A 23,416-nucleotide genomic window follows, 5' to 3' on the forward strand; every position below is an offset into this window, starting at 1 on the left:
GCCGGGCCCGGCGTTCGCTGTCCGGCCAGGCGCGCCGCAAGGCGGCTCGCAGGGCCCTTGCAGCCGCACGCCCGCCGGCAGCGTGTCCGTGCGGCCGGCCTTGTCGAGATGATCGATCGCTTCGGGCATCGTGTCGAACACCCGCGCGTTTCCGCCCAGGTCGCGGATCGTCGCGGCATAGCGCGCGGCGATCGCGGCCCCGACCGGATCCGGAGGCGGGACGATGGCCGTGATGCGCACCCCGCCGCCCGTCGTCAGCCGGCCGAGTGTGGCCAGTTCCTCGACCTCCCCGACTCTCAGCTCGAGCGAGGCGCGGCGCAGATCGAGCAGGATCTGGTGGACGTCGGGATTTTCGAGCAGGGCTCCGCCCACCGCCGCGTGCGCATCGTCGATATCCTGCCAGTCGATGCGTCCGAGCTGTCGCCCCACGAGCCGGCTTCCGCGAATTTCGAATTCGAACGCCACGACGCGTCCCCTTCCTGAAGGCGTCAGGCGGACAAGTCTGGAAGGGAAGGAATGAATACAATATTACATGCCGGCGATTACATGTCCGCGCCGGCCGAAGGGCAGGCGGATCAACCGCGGCGCAGCCCGATATCGTGCGGCATCAGGATGCGTTCGATCTCGATCTTCACCTGACCGAGCAGCCCGTCCAGGGCCGGCGGGCGGGGCCGCTGCTCGACGGTGCGAAGGTATTTCACCGCGCCCTTCAGCGAGGCGCAGATCGCGACCGACAGGCCTAGGCGCTCGAGTTTGGCGGCGAACTGCACCACGCGCTCGCGTCCCGCCAGGGCTTCCGGCTCGACGATGGCCGCGGTTACCGGGCGCGGGAATGTGGAGGTGACGAGTTCGGCGAGCTGGTCGGCCTCCACGCCGGAGAGCCCGAGCCGCGCCGTGCGCAGGTCGAACAGCACCTGGCCGATCCCCGCATCGCGGTCGAGCCAGGCCGCACAGGTCTCGAAGGCCTCCTCGATGTCCTGCCAGCCCGCGGCGCCGGCGAGCGTCGCCACGAGGCGCACGCCGCGCACTTGAATGTCGATTGCCATAGCACCGCCTCCTGACCCGACGACGCGAATCACACTGGGATCGGGCCCTGAATCATTGCTTACAGGAGTGTGCCAGGGGCGCGGCCGGCCTTGCCTTGGGTGGCTAGGGCGCGCTAGCTGCTCGCTGATTCTAGACAGGGGAAATTTCATGCCCACGCGCACCGGTGCCCAGCATCTCGTCGACGCACTCCTCGCGAACGGCGCCGACATGGCCTTCGGCGTTCCCGGCGAGAGCTATCTCGCCGTGCTCGACGCGCTCGTCGACGTGGAGGACCGGTTCCGCTTCATCACCTGCCGGCACGAGGCCGGGGCAGCCAACATGGCCGAAGCCTACGGCAAGCTCACCGGTCGGCCGGGCATCTGCATGGTGACGCGCGGGCCGGGTGCGACCCATGCCGCGATCGGGGTGCATACGGCGATGCAGGATTCCACCCCGATGATCCTGCTGATCGGCCAGGTCGCGCGCGACATGCGCGAGCGCGAGGCCTTCCAGGAGATCGAGTACCGGCGCTTCTTCGCCGATCAGTGCAAGTGGGTGGCCGAGATCGACGATCCCGCCCGCGTTCCCGAATTCATGGCCCGCGCCTTCGCTACGGCGATGAACGGCCGGCCGGGCCCTGTCGTGCTCGCCCTGCCCGAGGACATGCTGGTCGAGGACGCCGACGCCGCACCCGTGCCGCGCGTGGAGCCCGCCCGTGCGGCGCCGGCGAAGGCCGACATGGAGCGGCTGAGGGCGATGCTGTCTGAAGCCCGGCGCCCCTTCGTCCTGTTCGGCGGCGGCGGCTGGACCGCCGAGGCGGTGAAGCACGCGCGCCGCTTCGTGGAACGCAACGACCTGCCCGTCGGGTGCACCTTCCGGGCCAAGGACTATTACGACAACACGAGGCCCAACTATGCCGGCGATGTCGGCATCGCGCCCAATCCGAAGCTCGCCGAGCGCGTGCGGAGCGCGGATCTCGTCATCGCGCTCGGGCCGCGGCTCGGGGAGATGACGACGAGCGGCTACACCCTGTTCACCCCGCCGGTGGCCAGGCAGACCCTCGTCCACATCCATCCCGGCGCCGAGGAACTCGGCCGGGTCTATCAGCCCGCCCTGGCGATCAATGCCTCCATCCCCGAAGCGGCACGCGCGCTGAAGGCGATCGAGGTGGATTCCAGCGCCTGGGCCGGCGAGGCCGAGGCCGCCCACGCCGAGTTCCAGGCGTTCACCGCGCCGCTCGAGGCCGTGTCGGGCGTAAATCTCTCGAAGGTGTTCAACGATCTCTTCAGGCTGGTGAAGAAAGACGCGATCGTCACCAACGGGGCGGGCAATTACGCCGCCTGGCTGCACCGCTTCTTCAAGCATCGCAGCTGGCGTACCCAGCTCGCCCCGACCTCGGGGGCGATGGGCTATGGCGTCCCGGCCGCCATCGCGGCGAAGCTCGCCCATCCCGAGCGCGAGGTGATCTCGGTCAATGGCGATGGCTGCTTCCTGATGTGCGGCCAGGAACTCGCGACCGCCATGCGCTATGGCGCGAACGTCATCTTCATCGTGGTCGACAACGGCGCCTATGGCACGATCCGCATGCATCAGGAGCGCGACTATCCCCGACGCGTGTCGGGCACCGACCTGACCAATCCGGACTTCAGGAAGTACGCCGAGAGCTTCGGGCTCCACGCGAGCGTGGTCGAGCACGAGGACGATTTTCCCGCGGCGTTCAAGCGCGCACGCGGCGCAAAGCGTCCCGCGATGATCGTCATCAAGGGCGATGTCGAGGCTATCGCGCCCGGCAAGACGCTGAGCGCGATCCGGGGCGGGTAGGGGAGTCTACACCATCTCGAAGTCGAGGCCGGGCAGTCCCTCGATGCGCATCTCCACCCGGTCGCCGCGTATCAGCGGCCCGACGCCAGCCGGCGTACCGGTGAAGATCAGGTCGCCGGCCTCCAGCCGGAACAGGCGCGAGAGATGCGCGACAACCTCGCCCGGGCTCCAGATCATGTCCGACAGCCGCGCCTGCTGTCGCGTCTTTGCGTTCAGGTCGAGCGAGATCGCCGCGGACATGTCCGGCAGGCCGGGCGCGATCGTCCCGACGGGCGCGGACTGATCGAAGCCCTTGGCCGTGTCCCAGGGCCGGCCGGCCTTCTTGGCCTGCGCCTGAAGATCGCGGCGGGTGAGATCGACGCCGGCGGCACACCCGAATACATGGTCCAGCGCGTCCGCGACCGCGATGTTCGCCCCCCCGCTCTTCAGGGCGAGCACGAGTTCGGCCTCGAAATGCAGGTCCGAGGTTGCCGGCGGATAGGCGACCCTCTCGCCGGTCACAACCGCGTCGCGCGGCTTGGTGAAGAAGAAGGGGGGCTCGCGATCGGGATCGGATCCCATCTCGCGCGCATGCTCGGCATAGTTACGGCCGACGCAGTAGATGCGGCGGACCGGAAAGGCGCGTCCGTCGGTGACGGGCAGGGTGACGGGCTCGGGGGCGTCGAAGACGAGGTCGGTCATGCGTGATTCCCGGATCGGTCTGAAGCGGACCGCTGTGTAGCAGCTTGGCGCCCGCGCGGTCATCTGCTGGACGCCTTCCCCCTGTCAGGGCCCGATGCGCCGGGTGACCGTGCGCAGAACGGGAGCGGTGGTGATCTCGGCGACGCCGCTCACGTTCGCAAGGCGCTCGCGCAAGTCGCCGAGCGCCTGGCCGTCGGCGCAGGCGACGTGAAGATACGCGTCGACCTCGCCGCTTGCCACCGACCAGCAGGACACGATCTCCGGCCAGTCGGAGAACCGGCGCAGCACGTTCTCGCACGGACGCGTCGCGATGCGTACCGCAAGGATCGCCTCGGCCCGGGCCTCGCGTCCGCCCGATCCGCGCCGGATCGTGTAGCCCCCGATGACCCCCTCGGACTCCAGCCTGCCGAGACGCTCCTGGACGGCGCTGCGCGACAGGTTCACCGCCCGCGCCAGCGCCACCGCGGTCAGGCGCGCATTGCGCTCCAGAAGCTGGAGAAGCTTCTCGTCGATCTCGTCGAGATGGCGGGGCATGACGGGCGATCTCCTGCGATTCCGGCGATCTGCCGGGCGATCCGGCGTCTTGCCGATGGATTTCCGTTTCTACCCCGGACCAGGGTCGGTCTCACGGCAATGCGCTTGAAGCAGGGAGTCACCACATGCGCAAGATTGAAGGAGCGAGCTTTCGAGCCGATCGCGCCTGGGCGGGCGAGAATCTCGCCTTCATCGAACGGGCCATCGTCAAGCTGCGCTGGACCGATGCGCCCTTTCGCTGGCACGAGAATGCGACCGACGAGATTTTCCTCGTGCTCGGCGGCGAAGTCGACATGCATACGCGCGACCCCGAAGGGACAGAGCAGATCATCACGCTGCGCGCCGGCGACCTGCTCCAGATCCGAGCCGGAGAGAGCCATGTCGCTCACCCACGCGGCGGCGCCAGCCTGCTCGTGATCGAGGGCCAGGAGCCATGAGCGGCGGCCCGGTGCGCGCGGCCTTCGTCGGGGACAGCCTGACGCTCGGCATCGGCGATCCCGGACGCCTGGGCTGGGTCGGCCGGCTCTCCCGACATTATCCGCGCGAGGAACTGCTCGCCTATAACCTCGGGGTACCGGGAGAGACGGTGAGAGACATCGCCCGGCGGTGGCGTTGCGAAACGCGCTCGAGGCTGCCCGCCGGAGGGTTGCTCGTCTTCTCCTTCGGAACGAACGATGCCCTGCAGCGCGCTTCGGCCGACCGGGCATCGGTGCTGACGCAGGCAGAGGCGATCCTCGGGCAGGCGTCGCGCGACCACGTCGTGCTCTTCGTCACGCCGCCGCCGTCCGGGGACGCCGCGCTGAACACGTTTCTCGCCGGCTTGGGCAAGGAGCTCGCAGGCCACGCCGAGGCGGCCGGAGGGCTGGTGTTCGATGCCTTTGGCGTGCTGAGCAAGGACCCGGTCTGGCGCGAGCAGATGCGATCGGGGGACGGGCTCCATCCCGGCGAAGCGGGCTACGAGCGCCTCGCCGAGCGCGTGGCGGCATCAGGCGTCTGGCGCGAAGCGTGCGATCGCGCCCGGGCCCGTTTCAATAGCGCCGGTAGCGTCGGGGTTCGTACCGGCACGGGCTCGTCGTGAAGACATCGCCGAGCACGTCGTCGCAATCCTCCTCGTAATACCCGTCGCAGTAATCCCCCTCGCAGTAGTCCGGCTCGCAATAGCCGTCGCGGCAATGGGGGTCGCGATAGTGGGGCCGGTGATGGGGCGCCGGCACGCGCACGCAGCCATGACAGGTCTGCGTGATGGCGAGGCGGATCTCGGCGAGCCGGCCGGACAGGGCGGTGAAGTCGCGCCGCGCATCCTGCCATTGCTGGGCGGTCGACATGCAGGCGGCCTCCTCATAGCCCTGGTTCTGCATGCACATCTGGTAGGCCTGGCAGGACGATGTGGCGAAGCGGTAGGCCGCATCGAGATCGGCCGCGAAGGCGTGGACGAGTTCGACCGTCTCGGTCTGGGGGCCGTAGGGCCGCTCGCTCACGCTCTCGCGCGTCTCGATCCGGGCGCGCTCCCTGCTGTCGTAGTCCGGGCCGTAATAATAGCCGCGGTCATACCCCGCGCGCTCGATCTCGGAGCGCATCTCGTTGCGCGCTTCGGTCAGGGAGTCGATCGAACAGATCTGCTGCGCGGTGTCGGCGCTCTCCTCGGCCGGATGCGGCGCATAGCGCGCTCCGTAATACGGGTCGTAGGGGTCGTACGGATCGGCATGGGGCGGCGGCACCACGCATCCGGTGAGGAAGAGGGCGGCGAGAAGAAGGCTGGCGCGTTTCATGATCGAATCTCCGCGGGGGCGGGGGTGAGCGGGCTCAATACGGTTCACGGGCAGTGCCTCCTTCCGGCTCCAGACAGGCGAGATCGGGCGAGGCGAAGCGATCGACATCGATATGACTGCGCCATTCGAGGTAGAACGCGCCGTCACCGTCGGCGGCGGCTTCTTCCAGGCGGTTCGAGATCGCGATCCATCGGCTCTCGGCGGTCGGATGGCGGCGGAACTCGGGATGGGCACGCCAGCGCTCGGCGACCGGGTGGCCGAGGGCCGCGGCATCGCGCAGATAGGCATCGGCGCGCTCGGGGTTCTCGATGATGCCGCACAGGCGATAGCTGCCCAGCACGGCGCCCGTGCCGTAGATCAGCGCCAGATTGAAGAAGGCGTCGGCATCGTCGCGCCGCGCCGCGGTCTCGAACCATTCCAGCGCGAGATCGGCATTGCGCCCGACGCCGAGCCCGGTCGCGTACATGATGCCGAGCGCATTCTGCAGATGCGGGTCGCGGGCGGTCTGGGCGGCGTGGCAGATCAGCAGCGTCGTCTGGCGCGGCGTCAGCGAGCCGGTCTCGTCATAGCCGAGCTCGCGCTGGAAACCGCGCACCGCATCACGCGTCACCGGGCCGTAATGACCGTCAACCGGCGCGGCGTAGTACCCCAGCGCGGCGAGTGCGGCCTGGCGCAATTCCAGGCTGATCACATCGCCGGCCTCTTCCGGGCCGCGCCTGGAGATACGTGCCAGGCTCTCCCCGTCGGCAGAGGACTCGCACTGAACCATGTGTGCCTGGAGACGGCGCTGGGCCATCAGGGCCGATTGAGCGCCGAACGGACGGCCCCAGTCTATGGAGAAGTTCCAGTACTCCATCGCGAGCCGGATCGAGCTGGAATCATACGCATGATAGTCTCCGTCCCGGCTCTGGGCCTGGGAACCCTGCCGGGGCGCACGCACGTCCACCCAGTCGGTCCCGAGCTGGAGGTCGACGGTGGCGAGTTCCGCATCCCCGCGCAGCAGCCAGTAGCGCGCGCCGTCATTATACAGGCGGGCGGCCTGTTCTCGCGTCATGCAGATTTCGCCGTAGCCGATCCCGCGCACGCAGATCGGACGCGGCTCGCCCTCGTGACGCACATAGGGCCAGGGTGCACGCGGGAAGGCGTCCTGACCGCGCGGGTAGCCGCCCCCATACCGGTATTCCTGGCTCGGCCGATAGTTGGCCTGGGTGTTGATCGTGACCTGACCACCGGTTCCGCGATAGGGATCGATCGTCCCGTTCGGCCCCGGGCTCACGATCTCCTCCTCGGGAGCGAAGAGGTCGAGACCGCAGCGGCGTGCTGCGCGCTCGAAGATTCCCATGCGCGATTGAGGGAAGGCCGAACTCAACCGGTCGGGGTCGGCATAGTGGCCGCGTCCGGCCATCTCGTGATACTGCGACCATTCCTCGCGGGAAAGCGCGGCGGAAACCTCGTCGACATAGCACTGGCAGGCGAGCGAGGTGTTGGACTGGCGCGAATCGAAGAGGCAGGCCTCGTAGACCTGCTTGCCGCGCGCCTCGATCAGGTCGCAGGCGGCCAGGACCGGCAGCACAAGCGCGGCAAGAAGAAAGGCCGCCCCCGCGCGCAAATTGCCCCACGACGGCTGGAAATCGTCTGACTTGATGGCCGAGGCCATGATCTCCCCTCCGAGAATCTCGAAGGGTTAACGTGCTGTGAACATCTGGGTTCATCCATCGGCCGCGGTTTTTTCACCCGACGCCTCCGCAAGCTGCGTTCCTCAGCTAGCCTCTCTCAAGGATGGAAAGCATTTCGGCCGGTGCGCAGGGATAGACCCGGACCTCCTCAAGAATGGCCGTTCGGCGGTCGAGAATGCGCCGGTCCGCCGTGATGAAATAGGCAGCGCCGTACCGCTCGGCCTCCACGATATGGAGCGCGTCGGAGAGATGGCGCAGCCCGCGTCCGCCGCCGTGGATGGCGCGTGCGATCCGCTCCGCTCGTGCCCGGTCGCCGGAGTCGAAGACGGGCTCGGGCAGGGGGGAGAAGCGCTCTGCCCGCGATCTGACGAATTTTGGGGTACGCGGATGGGCGACCTCCTCCCGGACCGTGCCGCCGACCCGCAGCGAAAGACGCCCCTCTGCCCGGCGCGCGATCTCCTGGATCAGCGGCCAGTCGGGATACTGAAACATCATCGCATCGAGAAAGGCGCTCGGCAGGGCAGAATCGGTCACGGCTCGCGCGCCCGCCGCCGGCGCCGTCCCGCGGAACAGGCGATGGAAGGATGCAAGATCATGCGCCCCCTCGATTGCGGCGGGATATCCGGTCGCGTGGCGGAGGAGGAGGGATTCGAACCCCCGGAGCGCTCACACGCTCAACGGTTTTCAAGACCGCCGCTTTCGACCACTCAGCCACTCCTCCGGTGAGACAGGGTGTAGCCGGACGCGCCCGGATCGGGCAAGAATGGCGCTCACAGCCAACGCTCACGGGACGGGACATTGAAACTCGTACGCCTCGCCAGCGCGCTTGCGCTCACTGCCGCGCTCTCGGCCTGTGCCACACCCGCGCCGCAGACCCGGCCGGCAGCGGCATTGCCGCCCGATGCCGGTCCGGGGCACCCTTATGTCATCGAGATCGGCGACGCCGACCGTCCACGCGCCATCTTCGAGGGGCTGGCATCCTGGTACGGGGAGCGGTTCCACGGGCGGCTGACGGCGAATGGCGAGATCTTCGATCAGCACGCCTTGACCGCCGCCCATCCAACCCTGCCGATGCCGAGCCTGGCGCGCGTGACCCGGCTCGATACGGGCGCCAGCATCCTGGTGCGGGTGAACGATCGCGGCCCCTTCGTGGACGGGCGCATCATCGATCTGAGCTATGGCGCGGCACGCGAGCTCGGCTTCGTGGAGGAGGGCGTGGCCGAGGTGCGTATCGAGGCGCTCGGCCCTGCCGATCCCGAGGACCGGGCCGCGCCGCCCATGGCTTTCGACCCCGAACTGGGGCCGCCCCGTTTCGATCCGGAAACCCGCGATCCGGTCACCATCACCGCGCAGCGCTGACTGCGCCCGGCGGGCTTGCCGCCTTGTTTCGGTCGGGGTTTCATGGCCATTGATGGGAGACCGGTCCGCGCGCACCGGCCTGCCCCCGATCCTCGCAGATGGAGACGCTCCGTGCTGGCCCGCCTCATCGCCCTTTCGCTTCTCGTTCTCTTCCCGCTCGCCGCGCACGCGCAGGACAGCGCGTTCGAGACCCGCGCGAGCCACGCCGTGATCCTCGATTACGAGACCGGCGAGATTCTCTATTCGAAGAACGGTGCCGAGCCGATGCCTCCGGCCTCGATGTCGAAGCTCATGACCGTCTACATGGCCTTCGAGGCGATCGAGGAGGGGCGTCTGTCGATGGACGACGAGCTGCCCGTCAGCGAGACGGCCTGGCGCCGCGGCGGGGCGGCCTCGGGCTCCTCGACCATGTTCCTGGAGCCCAACAGCCGGGCACGCGTCGACGACCTGCTGCGCGGGATCATCGTTCAGTCGGGCAATGATGCCTGCATCGTCATCGCCGAGGCCCTGGAAGGCACCGAGGAGAATTTCGCCGACGCGATGACAGATCGCGCGCACGAGCTGGGTCTGGACTCCGCGAATTTCGAGAACGCCACCGGCTGGCCCGATCCCGATCACCGCATCTCGGCGGCCGATCTGGCCCGCCTGGCCGCCATCATCATCAGGGACTTCCCGGAACTCTATGATATTTATGCCGAAACCGAGTTCGCCTATAACGGTATCCGGCAGTACAACCGAAACCCGCTCCTCGGCGTCGTGGAGGGCGCCGACGGGCTGAAGACCGGCCACACCACCGAATCCGGCTACGGCCTCGTGGGCTCCGCCGAGCGCGACGGAGAGCGCCGCATCGTCGTCTTCAACGGCATGGAAAGCGAACGCGCCCGGGCCGACGAGGCCGAACGCCTGATGCGCGCGGCCTTCACCGAATTCGAGATCTACGAGATCGTGAGCGCCGGCGACATTCTCGCCGAGGCCGATGTCTTCCTGGGCGTCAGCCCCCGCGTCGCATTGCGCGCGAGCCGCGATCTCGCCGTGGGCCTGCACCGGCGCGACCGCGACGACATCACCGCCGAGGTCGTCTACACCGCGCCGGTGCGCGCGCCGGTGGAGGAAGGCCAGGAGATCGGTCGCCTCGTCGTGACGATGCCGGGCGGGCGCGTGGAGGAGATCCCGCTCGAAGCGGCCATGGCGGTGCCGGAGAAGGGCGCGATCGGGCGTGCCGTCGCCGCGCTCGTCCAGCTCATTCGCGGGGCGTGAGCCCCTTGGCCGGGCGGGGGCGTTTCATCACGCTGGAAGGCGGCGAGGGGGCGGGCAAGTCCACGCTTGCCCGCCGGCTGGCCGAGGAACTGACGCGGCGCGGGATCGAAGTCGACGTGACGCGCGAGCCCGGCGGCACGGACAATGCCGAGGCGATCCGCGAATTGCTCGTCACGGGAGACACGCGACGCTGGTCGGCGCTGAGCGAGACGCTGCTCTTCCACGCCGCACGCGTCGACCATCTCGAGAACCGTATCCGGCCCGCGCTCGAGCGCGGGGTCTGGGTGATCTGCGACCGCTTTGCCGATTCCACGCGCGCCTACCAGGGCGCGGCCGGCAAGCTCGAGCGGGCCCGGCTCGATGCGCTGCACGAGGCGGTGCTCGGCGAATTCGAGCCGGACCTCACTCTCATCCTCGATCTCGATCCGCAGATCGGACTGGAACGGGCGCGGGAGAGGGGAGAGGCGGTGACCCGGTTCGAGAAGCACGATCTCGCCTTTCACCGGGCGCTGCGCGAAGGCTTCCTGGAGATCGCGCGGGAGGAGCCCGAGCGCTGCGCCGTGATCGATGCGGCGCGCGACGCGGAGACGATCGCGGCGGAGGCGCTCGCGATCATCGACCGGCGCCTGAAGGGCTGAGCCATGGCCGAGGATCTTCCTCCTGAACCCGATCGCGAAGGCGATCTGCCCCATCCGCGCGAGACCTACGAGCTGTTCGGCCAGGAGGAGGCGGAACGCCAGGCTGCACAGGCCTTCGAGTCGGGGCGCATGCATCATGCCTGGATGATCACCGGCCCGAAGGGCGTCGGCAAGGCGACCTTCGCCTGGCGCCTCACCCGGCGCGCACTGGGTGCGGTGCCGGCTGGCGAGGCCCCCCTCGGCGCGCTCGCGGAGGATCCGGTCTGCCGCCGGCTCGAGGTACTCTCCCATCCCGACTTCCTGCTGATCCGGCGGCCCTATGACGACAAGCGCGGCAAGCTGCGCGCGGAAATCACGGTGGACGAGAGCCGGCGGGCGCCGGAATTCTTCTCGAAGAGCGCCAGCGGCCGGGCCTGGCGGGTGTGCATCGTCGATGCAGCCGACGAGATGAACACCAATGCCGCGAACGCGCTTCTGAAGACCCTGGAAGAGCCGCCGGCCAAGGGACTCCTGCTGCTGGTCACCCATGCACCGGGCCGGTTGCCGACGACGATCAGGTCGCGCTGCCGCCGGCTGGTGCTGCGCGCGCCGGCCGAGCAGGCGACGGCGGACTGGCTGGTGCAGCGCCACGGGTTCGATGCCGATCACGCGGCGCGCTGCGCCGGCCTCGCCGGCGGGGCTCCCGGTCGGGCGCTGGCGCTCGGCCAGTCGGAGGCTCCGAAGTTGAAGGACACGCTCGATCGCGTGCTGTCCTCCCTGCCGCGGCTCGATTCCCGCGAGGTCGGCGCGCTCGCGGCGCAAACCTCGAAAAAGGAGGGCGAAGCGGTCAGGAATCTGCTGATGGAGTTCCTCGAACGCCATGCCCAGGAACGCGCGCGCAGCGCAGCGCTGGAGGCGGGCGAGGGCGAGGCCGCCGGCATCTGGGTGCAGGCGGCCGACGCACTCGCGCGTCTGGCCCGGGAAAGCGAAACGCTCTATCTCGACCCCAAGCAGACCGTCCATGCCGCTTTCTCCATCCTGAGGGATGCGGCCCAAGCCACACGCTGAGGCGCCATGCTCATCGACACGCACGTGAACATTCACGGCGAGGCCTTTGAAAACGATCTAGATTCGGTGCTGAACCGCGCGCGGGAAGCGGGCGTCTCGCCGATAATCGCGATCTGCTCGCGCCTGAGCGATTTCGATGCGGTGAGGGCGATCGCGCAGGCGCATGAGGACGTGTTCTGCACCATCGGCGCCCACCCCCATCACGCCAAGGATCGTCCGGACATAACGCCGGACGAGCTCATCGAGATCGCCCGGCATCCCAAGGTCGTCGCGATCGGGGAGACCGGGCTAGACTTCTACTATGGCCACAGCCCGGAAGAGGCGCAGTTCGCGAGCTTTCGCGCCCATATCGCGGCGGCGCGCGAGACCGGCCTGCCGATCGTCATCCACAGCCGCGACGCGGACGGGCCGATGGCGGAAATCCTGGAGGAGGAGATGGCGCGCGGCGCGTTCAAGGCGCTGCTGCATTGCTATACGGGCGGCCCCGAGCTCGCCCGGCGCGCGGCCGCGCTCGGGGCCTGGTTCTCCGCCTCGGGGATCATCACCTTCAAGAAGGCCGACGATGTGCGCACGGTGTTTGCCGAGCACGTGCCCGAGGACAAGGTGATCATCGAGACCGATTGTCCGTACCTGGCGCCCGTGCCGAAGCGGGGGGACCGCAACGAACCGGCCTACCTGCCTTACGTGGCAGCCAAGCTTGGCGAGCTGAAGGGCTGGTCGATCGAGGAAACCGCCCGGCGTACGCGCGAGAATACGCTCGCCCTGTTCGGCCGGCTGCCGCAGTGAGCGCCGGAGCGGTCATCCGCGCCCGGATCCTCGGATGCGGCAGCTCGGGCGGCGTGCCGCGCGCCGACGGCGACTGGGGCGCCTGCAACCCGCGAAACGCCAGGAACCGGCGCCTGCGCTGCTCGCTCCTGGTGGAGCGGGCGGAGTCCCTCGACGCCCTCGAGGCGGGGCAGGCGACCCGCGTCCTCGTCGACACCTCGCCCGATCTTCGCCAGCAGCTGATCGCGGCAGGCGGGCCGATGCTCGACGCCATCGTGTACACCCACGCCCACGCAGACCAGAGCCACGGAATCGACGATGTGCGCGCCATCGTCTACCGCAAGGGCGAGAAGCTGCCGGCCTATATGAACGCGCCGACGCGCGCCGACCTGACGCACCGCTTCGCCTATATCTTCCAAACTCCGCCCGGATCGGGCTATCCGCCGCTTCTGGAGGCACGCGATCTGCCCGAACGCGGCACGTTCACCATCGAAGGGGCAGGCGGGACGCTCCAGGTGACGAGCTTTCCCGTCGCGCACGGCCGGATCGTCTGCGCGGGGCTGCGCTTCGGGCCGCTGGCCTATACGCCCGATGTCAGCGCGATCGAAGACGACGTCCTGTCCGGTCTCGACCAGATTCCGGTCTGGATCCTTGATGCGCTGCGCGAGAAGCCTCATCCGACCCACGCCCATGTCGGCCAGGCGCTCGACTGGCTGGCGCGCGCCCGGGCCGGCCTCGGCATCCTCACCAATCTCCATGTCGACCTCGACTACGCCGCGCTTCTCCAACGCTGTCCCGAGAGGGTGCGCCCGGCCTATGATGGGTTGACGCTGACGCTGGAGGAGACGAGCGGGCGCGTCCTCGACATCGGGCGGCGCTGAGACGGACCGAACACCGCGGGGCCGATGCGTGCTAAGGCTTCGACGCACTACATCGCATTTCTCATAATATTTATTATGCGCGAAACTTCGAACCACACTGCAGGACCGCCCTCATGACGAACGACGCCCGCACCAGCCCCCCGCCCGAGGCCGAGATGCTGATCGAGGACGAAGCCGCCCCGCCGCTCGAGCGCCTGCTCGCGATCATGGCGCGCCTTCGGGACCCGGACCTTGGCTGCCCGTGGGACGTCGAGCAGAGCTTCGCGACCATCGCGCCCTACACGATCGAGGAAGCCTACGAGGTCGCCGACGCGATCGAGCGCGGCGACATGGACGAGCTGAAGGACGAACTCGGCGATCTCCTCTTCCAGGTCGTCTTCCACAGCCAGATGGCCGCCGAGCGAGGCTTGTTCGGGTTCGATGACGTGGCGCGCGCGATTTCGCAGAAGATGATCCGGCGCCATCCCCACGTTTTCGGCTCGGCCCGGCAGCGCAGCGCTGCGGCGCAGACCGAAGCCTGGGAGGAACAGAAAGCCGCCGAGCGCGCGAGGAAGGGCCGCGCGGCCTCACTGCTCGACGATGTTCCCATCGCCCTGCCCGCGCTGAAACGCGCCGGCAAGCTGACCAAGCGGGCCGCCCGCGTCGGGTTCGACTGGCCCGATGCGGAGCGCGTGTTCGAGAAGTTCGAGGAGGAAGCCGCCGAGCTGCGCCGCGCCATCGAGGCCGGTGACACGGCGAACATCGAGGAAGAGATCGGCGATCTCCTGTTCGTGTGCGCCAATCTGGCAAGGAAGCTGGGCGTCGAGCCCGAGGCCGCGCTGCGGGCGGCGAACGCGAAGTTCGACCGGCGCTTCCGCCATATCGAGCGCGAGCTCGCCGCGCGCGAGCGCGATCCGGCGGAAGCCACGCTGGAGGAGATGGAAGCGCTCTGGATCGATGCCAAGGACAGCGAGAAGAAATCCCGCTAAGCCTATTCGGCTGCGGCTTTTTCCTCGGCGATCTCGAGGCCGGGAAAGCGCGAGCGGAAGCGCCCGGCATCCGACCCGGACAGGCGCGCGACGGCATAGGTCGCACCGGTCTCGGGATCGCTGCGCTCGTCCATGATCTCGCCGTTCTCGTGCAGCCAGGCGAGCGCATCCGACTGTTGCGGGGCGATCTTCAGCCGCAGAATGACGTCTTCGGCCGCCAGGGCGCGTTCCACAAGGGCCATCAGCGTGTCGATCCCCTCCCCGGTCACCGCCGAGGTCACGGCGACGGCGGGCTTGTCCGGCTGCTTGGGCAGGTTCGCGCGCCACTTGAGGTCGTCTCGCGCTTCCGCGTCGAGCCGGTCGGCCTTGTTCCAGGCCTCGATGATGATCTGGTCGTGCGCCGCACCGGCGCCAAGCGCCTCGAGCACATCCTCCACGTCGCGCTTTCGCCCCTCGTGATCGGGATCGGACACGTCGCGGACATGGACGAGGATGTCGGCTTCCAGCACCTCCTCCAGCGTCGCGCGGAAGGCGGCAATCAGCTCGGTGGGAAGATCGGTGATGAACCCCACCGTGTCGGAGAGCAGGATCTTGCGCCCCGACGGGCTGCGGATCGCGCGCATGGTCGGATCGAGGGTCGCGAAGGGCATGTCCTTGGCGAGCACCTGGGCGCGGGCGAGCCGGTTGAACAGGGTCGACTTGCCCGCATTGGTGTAGCCGACGAGCGCGACGGTCGGCCAGGGCGCCGCCTGGCGGCGCTTGCGGTGCAGGGACCGCGTGCGCTTGACCTCCTCGAGCTCTTTCCTGAGCTTGGCCATGCGCTCGGAGATCAGGCGGCGGTCGGTCTCGATCTGGGTTTCGCCCGGACCGGCCAGGAAGCCGCGCCCGCCGCGCTGACGCTCGAGGTGCGTCCATGTGCGGACCAGGCGCGAGCGCTCGTAGGACAGGCGCGCCAGCTCGACCTGTAGCCGGCCCTCGCGGGTCTGAGCGCGTTCGGCGAAGATCTCCAGGATCAGGCCGGTCCGGTCGATCACCTTGGCCTTCCAGGCCTTTTCAAGATTTCGCTGTTGTACCGGGGACAGGTCGGCGTCGATGACGACCACCCTCACCCCGCGCTCCTCGACCTCGGCGGCGATCGCCTCGACCTTGCCGCGCCCGAACAGGGTGCCGGGCTCGATCTTGCGCAGGGTCTCGGCGCGTACCTCGTCCACCGCGAGGCCCAGCGCCTCCGCGAGGCCGGCGGCTTCCTCGAGGCGCGCCTCGACACGGGCCGGATCGCTCGCTCCCGATTGCGGGTGCAGGACAAGGGTCGTGTCGACTGGCGCTTCGCGCTCGAACAAGCGTTAGTCCTCTCCGTCCTGATCGGCTTCGAACAGAGAGATGGGTTGGCTCGGCATGATTGTCGAGATGGCGTGCTTGTAGACCAGCTGAATTTGTCCCTCGCGACGCAGCAGCACGCAGAAATTATCGAACCAGGTGACGACGCCCTGGAGCTTCACGCCATTGACGAGGAAGATGGTCAGGGGCGTCTTGCCCTTGCGCACGGTGTTCAGGAACACATCCTGGAGGTTCTGTTTCTTGTCGTTCGACATGGGTCTTTCTCTCGAGCCCTTGGGGCGCCTGCACTGCGACGAGTCAAACTGGTAGCCCCGCTTTCGCTGCACTGCAACCGCGAAGCCGCGCGGCGGGCGGTCAGACGCGTTCCGCGGCCTCGAGATAGAGCGCGCGAAGCCGCATGGAAACAGAGCCAGGCGCACCATTGGCCACCGGTCGCCCGTCGATCGAGACCACCGGCGTCACGAAGCTGGTCGCGGAGGTGATGAACGCCTCGCGTGCACGAAGCGCCTCCTCCACCGTGAAGGCGCGCTCCTCGATTCGCAGTCCCTCCTGCTCGGCGAGCGCCTTGATGGCCAGACGTGTGACGCCCCAGAGAATCTTCTCGTCGGTCTGGCGGGTCACGAGAACCCCCTCCCCGGTCAGGATCCAGGCGTTGGTGGAGCTGCCCTCGGTAACATGGCCGCTCTCGTCGACCAGCCAGGCCTCGTGCGCGCCGGCTTCGCGTGCGGCCTGCTTGGCCAGGACGTTGGGCAGCAGGTTCACCGTCTTGATATCGCACCGCTTCCAGCGCAGGTCGGGCCGGGTGATGACGCCGACGCCCTGCGCGGCGCGCGCATCGGCCGCCTTCAGGTCCAGCGCGCGCGCCGTCACCACCAGGGTCGGGCGGACCGGTCCTGGCGGGAAGGGATGGTCGCGCCGCGCCACGCCGCGCGTGACCTGCAGATAGACCAGCCCGTCCTCGATCCGGTTGCGGCGGACAATCTCGTGCAGGATCACGTCGAGCGCGGGGAAGCCCACGGGCAGCGGAATGCGCAGCTCGTTCAGCGAGCGCTCGAGGCGCGCGCGATGGCCCTCATGGTCCAGGAAGCGCCCTGCGCGCACCGACCAGACCTCGTAGACGCCATCGGCGAACTGGAAGCCGCGGTCCTCGATGCCGATCGCGGTATCGGTGACGGGCCGGTACCGGCCGTTGACATAGGCGATGCGCGCCACGCTTCACTCCCGCACGATGATGACGAAGACGGCGGCCGCCGCGGCGAGAATTTCGAGCCGCCCGGCGATCATGGCAAGGACGGAGATCACCATCGCGCCCGGCGGCAGGCCCGCATAGTCGATCTCCGCGAGCGGACCGGCATTGGCGATGCTGGCCGCGGCGACCTGCCAGGCGGAGGCGAAGTCAAGTCCGGCAAGGCCGAGCAGGATGCCTGCCACCCCGATCGCGAACGGGAAGCTCAGCGCCACGATCCACACCTCGAGCAGCGCCTTGTCGCCGACATGGCGCCCCGCGAAGCGGGTGAAGATCGCCGCCGAGGGGTGGGCGAGCAGGGAGAGCTCTCCCGCCGCGCGCTTCAGAAGCAGCATGATGCGGCTGATCTTCGCTCCGCCCGAGGTGGACAGCGCGGAGCCGCCGATGACCGCGAGACTGAGCAGGATCACGGTCGGCAGCACGCCCTCCCCGGTGGTGAAGCCCGCGGTGGTGATCGCGAACAGCGTGTCGAGGAAGGCGGGCCAGGCCTCGCCGGGACCGAAGACCAGCGCCACGACGAACGCCATCGCCAGGCACACCGCCACCATGGCGCGCAGATCGCCGGTCAGGCGCACCGCCCGACCGCGATGGATGAGCTCGTATTGCAGGGCGAGATTCCACGCCCCGAACAGCGTGCATGCCGCCAGGATCATCTGGCCCGGCAACGGTAGCCATGCCTCGATCGGCCCGGACCGCGGCGTCATGCCGCCCGTCGAGACACCGGACAGGGCCAGGCACAGCGCCTCGAACGCATCGAGCGCGGTCAGGCTCAGGGTGAGCACGGTGAAGACGGTGATGAGCCCGTAAACGAGCCCCAAGCGCCGCGCAGCGCGGCCGAAATTGGTGAACAGGTCCTCCTCGGCGACGGTGAGCAGCGTGGAGCGCCGAAGGCCGAGGCCCGGCAGTTCCAGAGCGGCAAACACCGTGACCGCGAGGATCAGGGTCGCGAAGCCGCCGATCCATTGCAGGAAGGCACGCCAGAGCAGGATCGAACGCTCCTGCTGATCGGGGTCGAGGACGCTCGCGCCCGTGGTGGTCATCGCGGAATACGCCTCGAAAAGCCCCGGCATCGTCCCCGCCGCGGCCGCCACGAGCGGCGGCGCGGCGAAGAGCGGGGTCGTCAGCCAGCCGTAGAGCGCAAGCCTCAAGGCGGTGCGAGGCCCCGCCCGGCCCTTCAGGGACCGGGTCGCGGCGAGCGACAGGCCGCCCGCGAACAGGCCGAGGACGGCGCTCGCCGCGAACCCGCGCGCGATCGTGTCGGCCTCCTCGGCGGTCGCGATCAGAACGAAGGGTAGCGCGGAGAGACCGACGATGAGCCAGCACCATCCAAGAGCGCGGACAAGGCGGGGTGAGAGGCCCATCGCAACGGGTCAGAAATATTCGAGGCTGACGCGGAAGAGCTGCTCGACCTTCGAGACGGCACTTTTCAGCGCGAAGAAGACGACGCGATCGTTCTCCTCGATCGTGACGGAATCGCGCCGGAAATGGACCTTCTCGCCGCGCACGAGAGCGCACACGGCGACGTCCTCGGGAAGCTCCATCTCGTCGAGCTGCTTGCCGACCAGCGGCGAGGTGGACAGCACCACGCCTTCGAGCGCTTCGGCCTCGCCGCCGCCGAGCGTCTGGAGCCCGGTGATCCGCCCGCGCCGGATGTGCTGCAGTATGGTGGAGATCGTGACGGTACGCGGATCGATCATCACGTCGATGTCGAGCGCCGCCTTAACCGGGCGGAAGGCCTCGTCATTGACCAGGGCGAGCGTGCGCTGGGCCCCTTCCCGCTTGGCCATCACGCTGGAAAGGAGGTTCACCTTGTCGTCGTTGGTCAGGCAGATCGCGAGCTCGGCATCCTCCACGCCCGCCTCGCGCAGCACCTGCCGGTCGAGTCCGTCGCCATGGAGCACGACGGTGCGGCGCAGCGTGTCTGCGGCATGCTCGGCGCGCGCCTTGTCGCCCTCGATGAGGCGCACCTTGACGCCCGAGACGCGCTCGAGGGCCTGGGCGACATAGAGCCCGATATTGCCCGCCCCGACGAGCACCACGCGGCGGGCGCGCTGGACGGCCCGGCCGAACACGTCGAGCGCGCGGCCGACATGGCCCGCCGCGACGGAGAGGTAGACCTCATCCTCCGGCATCAGGGGGTCGTGGCCCTCCGGCACGAACAGCGTCTTGTCGCGCAGGATGCCGACGATATCGAGGGCGAGGTCCGGGAAGAGGTCGAGGATCTGGTCGCGCGAACTGCCCGCGACCGGGGAAGTCTCGTCGACGCGCACGCCGAGGATCTGGACCCGGCCGTTGGCGAAGGGGGCGGTGGTGAAGGCGCCGGGCGTTTCCAGGCGCTGCAGGATGGAGCGGCTAACCTCCAGCTCGGGCGAGATCGTCACGTCCACGGGCAGGTTGTCGGTGGAGAACAGGTCGCGCCATTGCCGGTCGAGATAGCTCTGCGCGCGCACCCTCGCGATCCGGGTCGGCGTATTGAACAGGGAGTGCGCGACCTGGCACGCGATCATGTTGGTCTCGTCGGAATAGGTGACGGCGACCAGCAGGTCGGCCTCCTTCGCCCCGGCCCGCTTGAGCACGTCGGGATGGCTGCCGTGACCGACCACTCCCCGCACGTCGAGGTCCGTGGTGATGCGGTCGATCAGCTCGGCCGACCAGTCCACCACGGTGACCGCATTGCCCTCCCGGGCAAGTTCGCGCGCAATTCCGTAGCCGACGCGGCCGGCACCACAAACGACTGCCTTCATGAGGGGTCAGGCTCCGACTTCAGGACGCCTCGTCGGTATCGAGGTCCTTCTGGCTGTTCGTCACGCCCAGGGCCTTCAGCTTGCGGTGCAGGGCCGAGCGCTCCATGCCGATGAAGCTGGCCGTGCGCGAGATGTTCCCGCCGAACCGCGAGATCTGGGCCCTGAGATACTCGCGCTCGAACTTTTCACGCGCGTCGCGCAGTGGCAAGGCGATCATGCGTTCCGCCTCGAAGCCCTCCCCCTCGCCCTGGCGGCCGGCGACCTCGGAGGGCAGCGCGTCGATCGTCACCGGCTCCTCCGGTCCGCCCGAGGCGAGGATCAGCAGGCGCTCCACGTTGTTGCGCAGCTGGCGGACATTGCCCGGCCAGTTATGGGCCTGCAGTGCGGCCATCGCGTCCTCGCCGATCCGCCGGCGCGGCAGGCCCGACATGGAGGCGAGCCGGTCGATGAAGTGCTCGACCAGGAGCGGGATGTCCTCGCGGCGCTCGGCGAGCGAGGGCACGGTGAGCGGCACGACGGCCAGGCGGTGGAACAGATCCTCGCGAAAGCGGCCCTGCGAGATGAGGGCGCGCAGGTCGCGCGCGCTCGAGGACAGGACGCGGACATTGACCTCGACATCCACCCCGCCGCCGATCCGGCGGAAGCGCTGCTCGACGAGCATCCGCAACAGCTTGCTCTGCGTGGCAAGCGGCATGTCGCCGACCTCGTCGAGAAACAGCGTCCCGTTATGGGCCTGTTCAAGAAGGCCGACGCGTTCGACGAGCCCGTCAGAGCGCTCGGTGCCGAACAGCTCCTCCTCGACCCGGTCGGGATTCATCATCGCCGCGCTCACCGCCACGAAGGGCCCTGACTTGCGCTGCGAGCCGGCGTGGATGAGACGCGCGATCAGTTCCTTGCCGGAGCCCGGCGGGCCGTCGATGAGCACGCGCGAATTGGTCGGTGCGACGCGGTCGATCACCTGGCGCAGCTGCACCGCGCCAGCCGACTGGCCGATCAGCTGGTCCTGCAGATCGGATTTCTTGCGCAGCTCGGCATTCTCCCGGCGCAACTTGCTGGCTTCGAGCGCACGTTGAACTGTCAGCAGCAACTTGTCGGATTTGAAGGGCTTTTCGATGAAATCATACGCGCCCTTCCGGATCGCGGCGACGGCGGTCTCGATCGTGCCATGGCCGGAGATCACGATCACCGGCATGTCCGGATCGGAACGCTTGATCTCGTCGAGAAGCTCGATGCCGTCGAGCCGGCTGCCCTGGAGCCAGACATCGAGTACGGCGAGCGAAGGCGTGCGCTGGCGCAGCTCGGCGAGCGCCTCGTCGGCATCGCCGGCATAGCGTCCGATATAGCCCTCGTCCTCCAGGAGCCCGCCGATGAGTTCGCGGATGTCCGCCTCGTCGTCAACGATCAGGATATCGTGCGCCATTCGATCCTCATGCCTGCGCGCTGTGCGCCGGTTTGGTGCGGAGTTGGTCGACGTCTAGCAAGGGGAAGGCCAGCCGGACGACCGCGCCCGCCTGTCCCTCGCCCGGATCGTCGAGTTCGAGCCGGCCCTGATGGTCCTCCATGACCCGGCGAACGATGGCGAGCCCGAGCCCGGTGCCCTTCTCGCGGGTGGTCATGTAGGGCTCCGTCAGGCGCGCCTTGTCCGGCGAGGGCCAGCCGAGACCGTCATCGCGGACCTCGATCAGGCCGAAGCCGTTCTCGCCGCACACGGTCACTGCGATGAGACCCACCGCCTTGCTGCCTTCGGCTTCCATCCGCGCGGAGACGCTCTCGGCCGCATTCTTCAGGATGTTGGCGAGGGCCTGGGTGGCGAGCCGGCTGTCGCATTCGACGGTGACCGGCTCGGAGGGACGGTCGAGCGTGACACGGATTTGCGGCGATGCCACCCGCTGGGCGAAGACCGCCCCTTGCGCGACCTCGCCGAGATCGGCGGCTTCCATCTTCGGTGCGGGCATGCGCGCGAAGGCGGAGAATTCGTCGACCATGCGGCCGATATCGCTGACCTGGCGCACGATCGTGTCGACGCAGCGGTCGAATGTGTCCAGCCCGTCCTCCGGGACGTGCTCGCGATACTTGCGCCGCAGCCGCTCGGCAGAGAGCTGGATCGGGGTGAGCGGGTTCTTGATCTCGTGCGCGATGCGGCGCGCGACGTCGCGCCAGGCGGCGTTGCGCTGGGCGGCGACCAGGCGGGTGACGTCGTCGAAGGTGATGACGAGCCCGCCATCGTCGTCGCGCGCGGCCCGGACGTTGAGATGGATCAGGGCGCCGTCCTCCGCGGTCAGGTCGATCTGGCGCTCCGCAACGTCGCTGGGACGGCGTTCGGCCTCCTCGATCACCGCCCGGAACACCGGCGCCGCCTCGCCTATCGGCTCGCCGACGGCGGTCTCCGGTTCGAGGCCGAGGAGCGCGGCGGCGGAGCGGTTCATCAGCGTGATGCGGCCCGCCTCGTCGACGCCGACGACGCCGGCGCTGACCCCGGTCAGCACGGCCTCGATGAAGGCGCGCCGGCGCTCGGCCTCGGCATTGACCTCGAGCAGCGCGCCGCGCTGGCTCTTGAGCTGGCGCGTCATGCGGTTGAAGGCCCGTCCGAGCGCGCCGAGCTCGTCATGGTCGCCGGACACGTCGACGCGCGCGTCGAGATCGCCGCGGCGCACGCGCTCGGCCGCGCTGACGAGGCGTCCCACGGGCTGGACCACCCGGTTGGCCGCCGACAGCGCGATCCAGATCGCCCCGGCGAGGATGAGCGCGGCCGCCTCGGCATAGACCACGAGGAAGAGCCGGCGCATCTGCTCCTCGCGCGCGACCGCCTGGCGGAAGGCCGAGGTTGCCGCCTCGGTCTGCGTCAGCAGGCTGAAATCGTGGTACCAGACCACGTAGAGCAGCGCGTCCTCGTAGGCCGGCAGATCGACGAGCATGCGCACATAGTCCGGCTCGTCCTGGCGCTGGATCGGGTCGGAGACCGCGATCGGCGTCTCGCCGAGCACCTCGAACAGGCGCCCCGACGGCGCCGCGTATTCGGGGGCGTTCTGGGCCTCGGCGCGAGCGAGGACCGTGGACTGGGAATCGATGACGTAGGCGGCCTGGAAATTGCGCCGTATGGCCTGTTCGCGCAGATAGGCCGAGTAGAGGATCCGGTTGCTCCGCAGGGCCTCGACGGCCTCGGGCTGGGACAGGTCGTTGGCCATGGACTGCAGCTGGATGCGCGCGAGCTCGAGTTCCTCGGGCGCCTGCTCGCGGGCGATGTCGGCGACGTTCTCCACCAGCGTGTTGACCTGGTCGCCGAGCCAGAATTCGAGGCCGCGCCCGAGCACGAGGGCGTGGAAGCCCGCGGTCAGTACCGCCGGCGCGAGCGCGGCAAGCGCGAACAGGGCGATGAAACGGATGTGCAGGCGCGGCGCCGGCTCGCCGAAGCGCCGCCCCATCAGCTTGCGCGCCACGCGCAGCCCGGCGACGCAGAACAGGGCGAGGATGAGCAGGCCATTCAGACCCAGGAGCGCATAAAGAACGCCCGCCCGCTCTCCGCCCGAGCCGAATTCGGCCATGGCGAGCAGGGTGAGCACCACGAGCCCGGCCGCCGCCACGGCAAAGCCGATGACGAAGAGCGACCGGCTTCCGGCCGCGGCGATCTGCGTAGTCCCGAGCGGCAAGCGCGTACTTTCTCCCACG

24 protein-coding genes and 1 tRNA gene are annotated in these 23,416 nt (G+C 68.7%); 11 read left to right on the plus strand and 14 right to left on the minus strand.

What is annotated here, in order from left to right; translation table 11 throughout:
- Positions 1–108: 108 nt before the first annotated feature.
- The gene (locus JW792_RS04780; protein WP_135996888.1) at positions 109–483 is read left to right on the plus strand and encodes a hypothetical protein; all 375 of its coding nucleotides are present in this window, start codon (positions 109–111) and stop codon (positions 481–483) included.
- A 92-nt stretch (positions 484–575) separates the two neighbouring features.
- Here the strand turns inward: JW792_RS04780 and JW792_RS04785 are convergent, their stop codons facing one another.
- Entirely contained in the window at positions 576–1,046 is a 471-nt protein-coding gene (locus JW792_RS04785) for a hypothetical protein (protein WP_135996886.1), read from the minus strand.
- 148 nt (positions 1,047–1,194) lie between these two features.
- Here JW792_RS04785 and JW792_RS04790 point away from each other — a divergent pair, with 148 nt between their 5' ends.
- Positions 1,195–2,847, plus strand: coding sequence for a thiamine pyrophosphate-binding protein (locus tag JW792_RS04790; RefSeq protein WP_135996884.1), 1,653 nt, complete (start codon positions 1,195–1,197; stop codon positions 2,845–2,847).
- Positions 2,848–2,853: 6 nt separating this feature from the next.
- Here the strand turns inward: JW792_RS04790 and JW792_RS04795 are convergent, their stop codons facing one another.
- Both JW792_RS04795 and JW792_RS04800 read right to left on the minus strand, forming a co-directional pair.
- Positions 2,854–3,528 (minus strand): fumarylacetoacetate hydrolase family protein, encoded by a 675-nt coding sequence (locus JW792_RS04795; RefSeq protein WP_135996882.1) that lies wholly within the window; start codon positions 3,526–3,528, stop codon positions 2,854–2,856.
- A gap of 84 nt (positions 3,529–3,612) precedes the next feature.
- Entirely contained in the window at positions 3,613–4,062 is a 450-nt protein-coding gene (locus tag JW792_RS04800; RefSeq protein ID WP_135996880.1) for an Lrp/AsnC family transcriptional regulator, read from the minus strand.
- A 125-nt stretch (positions 4,063–4,187) separates the two neighbouring features.
- On the opposite strand from JW792_RS04800, the gene JW792_RS04805 reads away from it, so the two are divergent.
- Positions 4,188–4,499 (plus strand): cupin domain-containing protein, encoded by a 312-nt coding sequence (locus JW792_RS04805; RefSeq protein ID WP_135996878.1) that lies wholly within the window; start codon positions 4,188–4,190, stop codon positions 4,497–4,499.
- Complete coding sequence (locus JW792_RS04810) at positions 4,496–5,140, plus strand: GDSL-type esterase/lipase family protein (RefSeq protein ID WP_135996876.1); 645 nt, start codon at positions 4,496–4,498, stop codon at positions 5,138–5,140. Before JW792_RS04805 ends, JW792_RS04810 begins: the two co-directional genes overlap by 4 nt.
- Here the strand turns inward: JW792_RS04810 and JW792_RS04815 are convergent.
- The 4 genes from JW792_RS04815 to JW792_RS04830 all read right to left on the minus strand — a co-directional run bounded on the left by JW792_RS04815 (position 5,091) and on the right by JW792_RS04830 (position 8,228).
- Positions 5,091–5,831 (minus strand): hypothetical protein, encoded by a 741-nt coding sequence (locus JW792_RS04815; protein ID WP_135996874.1) that lies wholly within the window; start codon positions 5,829–5,831, stop codon positions 5,091–5,093. The genes JW792_RS04810 and JW792_RS04815 overlap by 50 nt on opposite strands.
- 34 nt (positions 5,832–5,865) lie before the next feature.
- Positions 5,866–7,488 (minus strand): peptidoglycan-binding protein, encoded by a 1,623-nt coding sequence (locus JW792_RS04820; RefSeq protein WP_206340903.1) that lies wholly within the window; start codon positions 7,486–7,488, stop codon positions 5,866–5,868.
- A gap of 106 nt (positions 7,489–7,594) precedes the next feature.
- A complete protein-coding gene (locus tag JW792_RS04825) occupies positions 7,595–8,041 on the minus strand; it encodes a type II toxin-antitoxin system VapC family toxin (protein WP_135996872.1) in 447 nt (148 codons plus the stop codon).
- Between the two features lie 97 nt (positions 8,042–8,138).
- A tRNA-Ser gene (locus JW792_RS04830) sits at positions 8,139–8,228 on the minus strand.
- A 77-nt stretch (positions 8,229–8,305) separates the two neighbouring features.
- Here JW792_RS04830 and JW792_RS17060 point away from each other — a divergent pair.
- The 7 genes from JW792_RS17060 (at position 8,306) to mazG (ending at position 14,422) form a co-directional block, all read left to right on the plus strand.
- Entirely contained in the window at positions 8,306–8,866 is a 561-nt protein-coding gene (locus JW792_RS17060) for a septal ring lytic transglycosylase RlpA family protein (protein WP_135996870.1), read from the plus strand.
- Positions 8,867–8,977: 111 nt separating this feature from the next.
- Complete coding sequence (locus tag JW792_RS04840) at positions 8,978–10,123, plus strand: D-alanyl-D-alanine carboxypeptidase family protein (RefSeq protein WP_241095061.1); 1,146 nt, start codon at positions 8,978–8,980, stop codon at positions 10,121–10,123.
- Complete coding sequence (tmk, locus tag JW792_RS04845; protein WP_420871257.1) at positions 10,120–10,761, plus strand: dTMP kinase; 642 nt, start codon at positions 10,120–10,122, stop codon at positions 10,759–10,761. Before JW792_RS04840 ends, tmk begins: the two co-directional genes overlap by 4 nt.
- Before the next feature lie 3 nt (positions 10,762–10,764).
- Positions 10,765–11,808 carry a DNA polymerase III subunit delta' gene (locus JW792_RS04850; RefSeq protein WP_135996865.1) on the plus strand — a complete coding sequence of 348 codons (1,044 nt, stop codon included), beginning with the start codon at positions 10,765–10,767 and terminating at the stop codon, positions 11,806–11,808.
- A gap of 6 nt (positions 11,809–11,814) precedes the next feature.
- On the plus strand, positions 11,815–12,594 hold the full coding sequence (locus JW792_RS04855; RefSeq protein WP_135996863.1) for a TatD family hydrolase: 780 nt from the start codon (positions 11,815–11,817) through the stop codon (positions 12,592–12,594).
- Positions 12,591–13,454, plus strand: a complete 864-nt coding sequence (locus JW792_RS04860; RefSeq protein ID WP_135996861.1) for an MBL fold metallo-hydrolase — start codon at positions 12,591–12,593, stop codon at positions 13,452–13,454. Before JW792_RS04855 ends, JW792_RS04860 begins: the two co-directional genes overlap by 4 nt.
- A 155-nt stretch (positions 13,455–13,609) precedes the next feature.
- Positions 13,610–14,422 (plus strand): nucleoside triphosphate pyrophosphohydrolase, encoded by an 813-nt coding sequence (gene mazG, locus JW792_RS04865; protein WP_135997016.1) that lies wholly within the window; start codon positions 13,610–13,612, stop codon positions 14,420–14,422.
- A 2-nt stretch (positions 14,423–14,424) separates the two neighbouring features.
- Here mazG and hflX read toward each other — a convergent pair whose 3' ends face one another.
- From hflX to JW792_RS04900, 7 genes are all read right to left on the minus strand, one after another.
- Positions 14,425–15,762: a GTPase HflX gene (hflX, locus tag JW792_RS04870; protein WP_135996859.1), complete on the minus strand. Its 1,338-nt coding sequence runs from the start codon at positions 15,760–15,762 to the stop codon at positions 14,425–14,427.
- Positions 15,763–15,765: 3 nt separating this feature from the next.
- Positions 15,766–16,014 (minus strand): RNA chaperone Hfq, encoded by a 249-nt coding sequence (hfq, locus tag JW792_RS04875; protein ID WP_135996857.1) that lies wholly within the window; start codon positions 16,012–16,014, stop codon positions 15,766–15,768.
- A gap of 100 nt (positions 16,015–16,114) precedes the next feature.
- Positions 16,115–16,972 carry a D-amino-acid transaminase gene (locus JW792_RS04880; RefSeq protein ID WP_135996855.1) on the minus strand — a complete coding sequence of 286 codons (858 nt, stop codon included), beginning with the start codon at positions 16,970–16,972 and terminating at the stop codon, positions 16,115–16,117.
- Positions 16,973–16,975: 3 nt separating this feature from the next.
- The gene (locus JW792_RS04885; RefSeq protein WP_135996853.1) at positions 16,976–18,367 is read right to left on the minus strand and encodes a potassium transporter TrkG; all 1,392 of its coding nucleotides are present in this window, start codon (positions 18,365–18,367) and stop codon (positions 16,976–16,978) included.
- Positions 18,368–18,376: 9 nt separating this feature from the next.
- Entirely contained in the window at positions 18,377–19,750 is a 1,374-nt protein-coding gene (gene trkA, locus JW792_RS04890; RefSeq protein ID WP_135996851.1) for a Trk system potassium transporter TrkA, read from the minus strand.
- A gap of 19 nt (positions 19,751–19,769) precedes the next feature.
- Positions 19,770–21,170 carry a nitrogen assimilation response regulator NtrX gene (gene ntrX, locus JW792_RS04895; RefSeq protein WP_135996849.1) on the minus strand — a complete coding sequence of 467 codons (1,401 nt, stop codon included), beginning with the start codon at positions 21,168–21,170 and terminating at the stop codon, positions 19,770–19,772.
- Between the two features lie 7 nt (positions 21,171–21,177).
- Positions 21,178–23,397, minus strand: a complete 2,220-nt coding sequence (locus tag JW792_RS04900) for a sensor histidine kinase (protein ID WP_241095063.1) — start codon at positions 23,395–23,397, stop codon at positions 21,178–21,180.
- Positions 23,398–23,416: the final 19 nt, after the last annotated feature.

This window comes from Marinicauda algicola (assembly GCF_017161425.1).
Lineage (GTDB): Bacteria > Pseudomonadota > Alphaproteobacteria > Caulobacterales > Maricaulaceae > Marinicauda > Marinicauda algicola.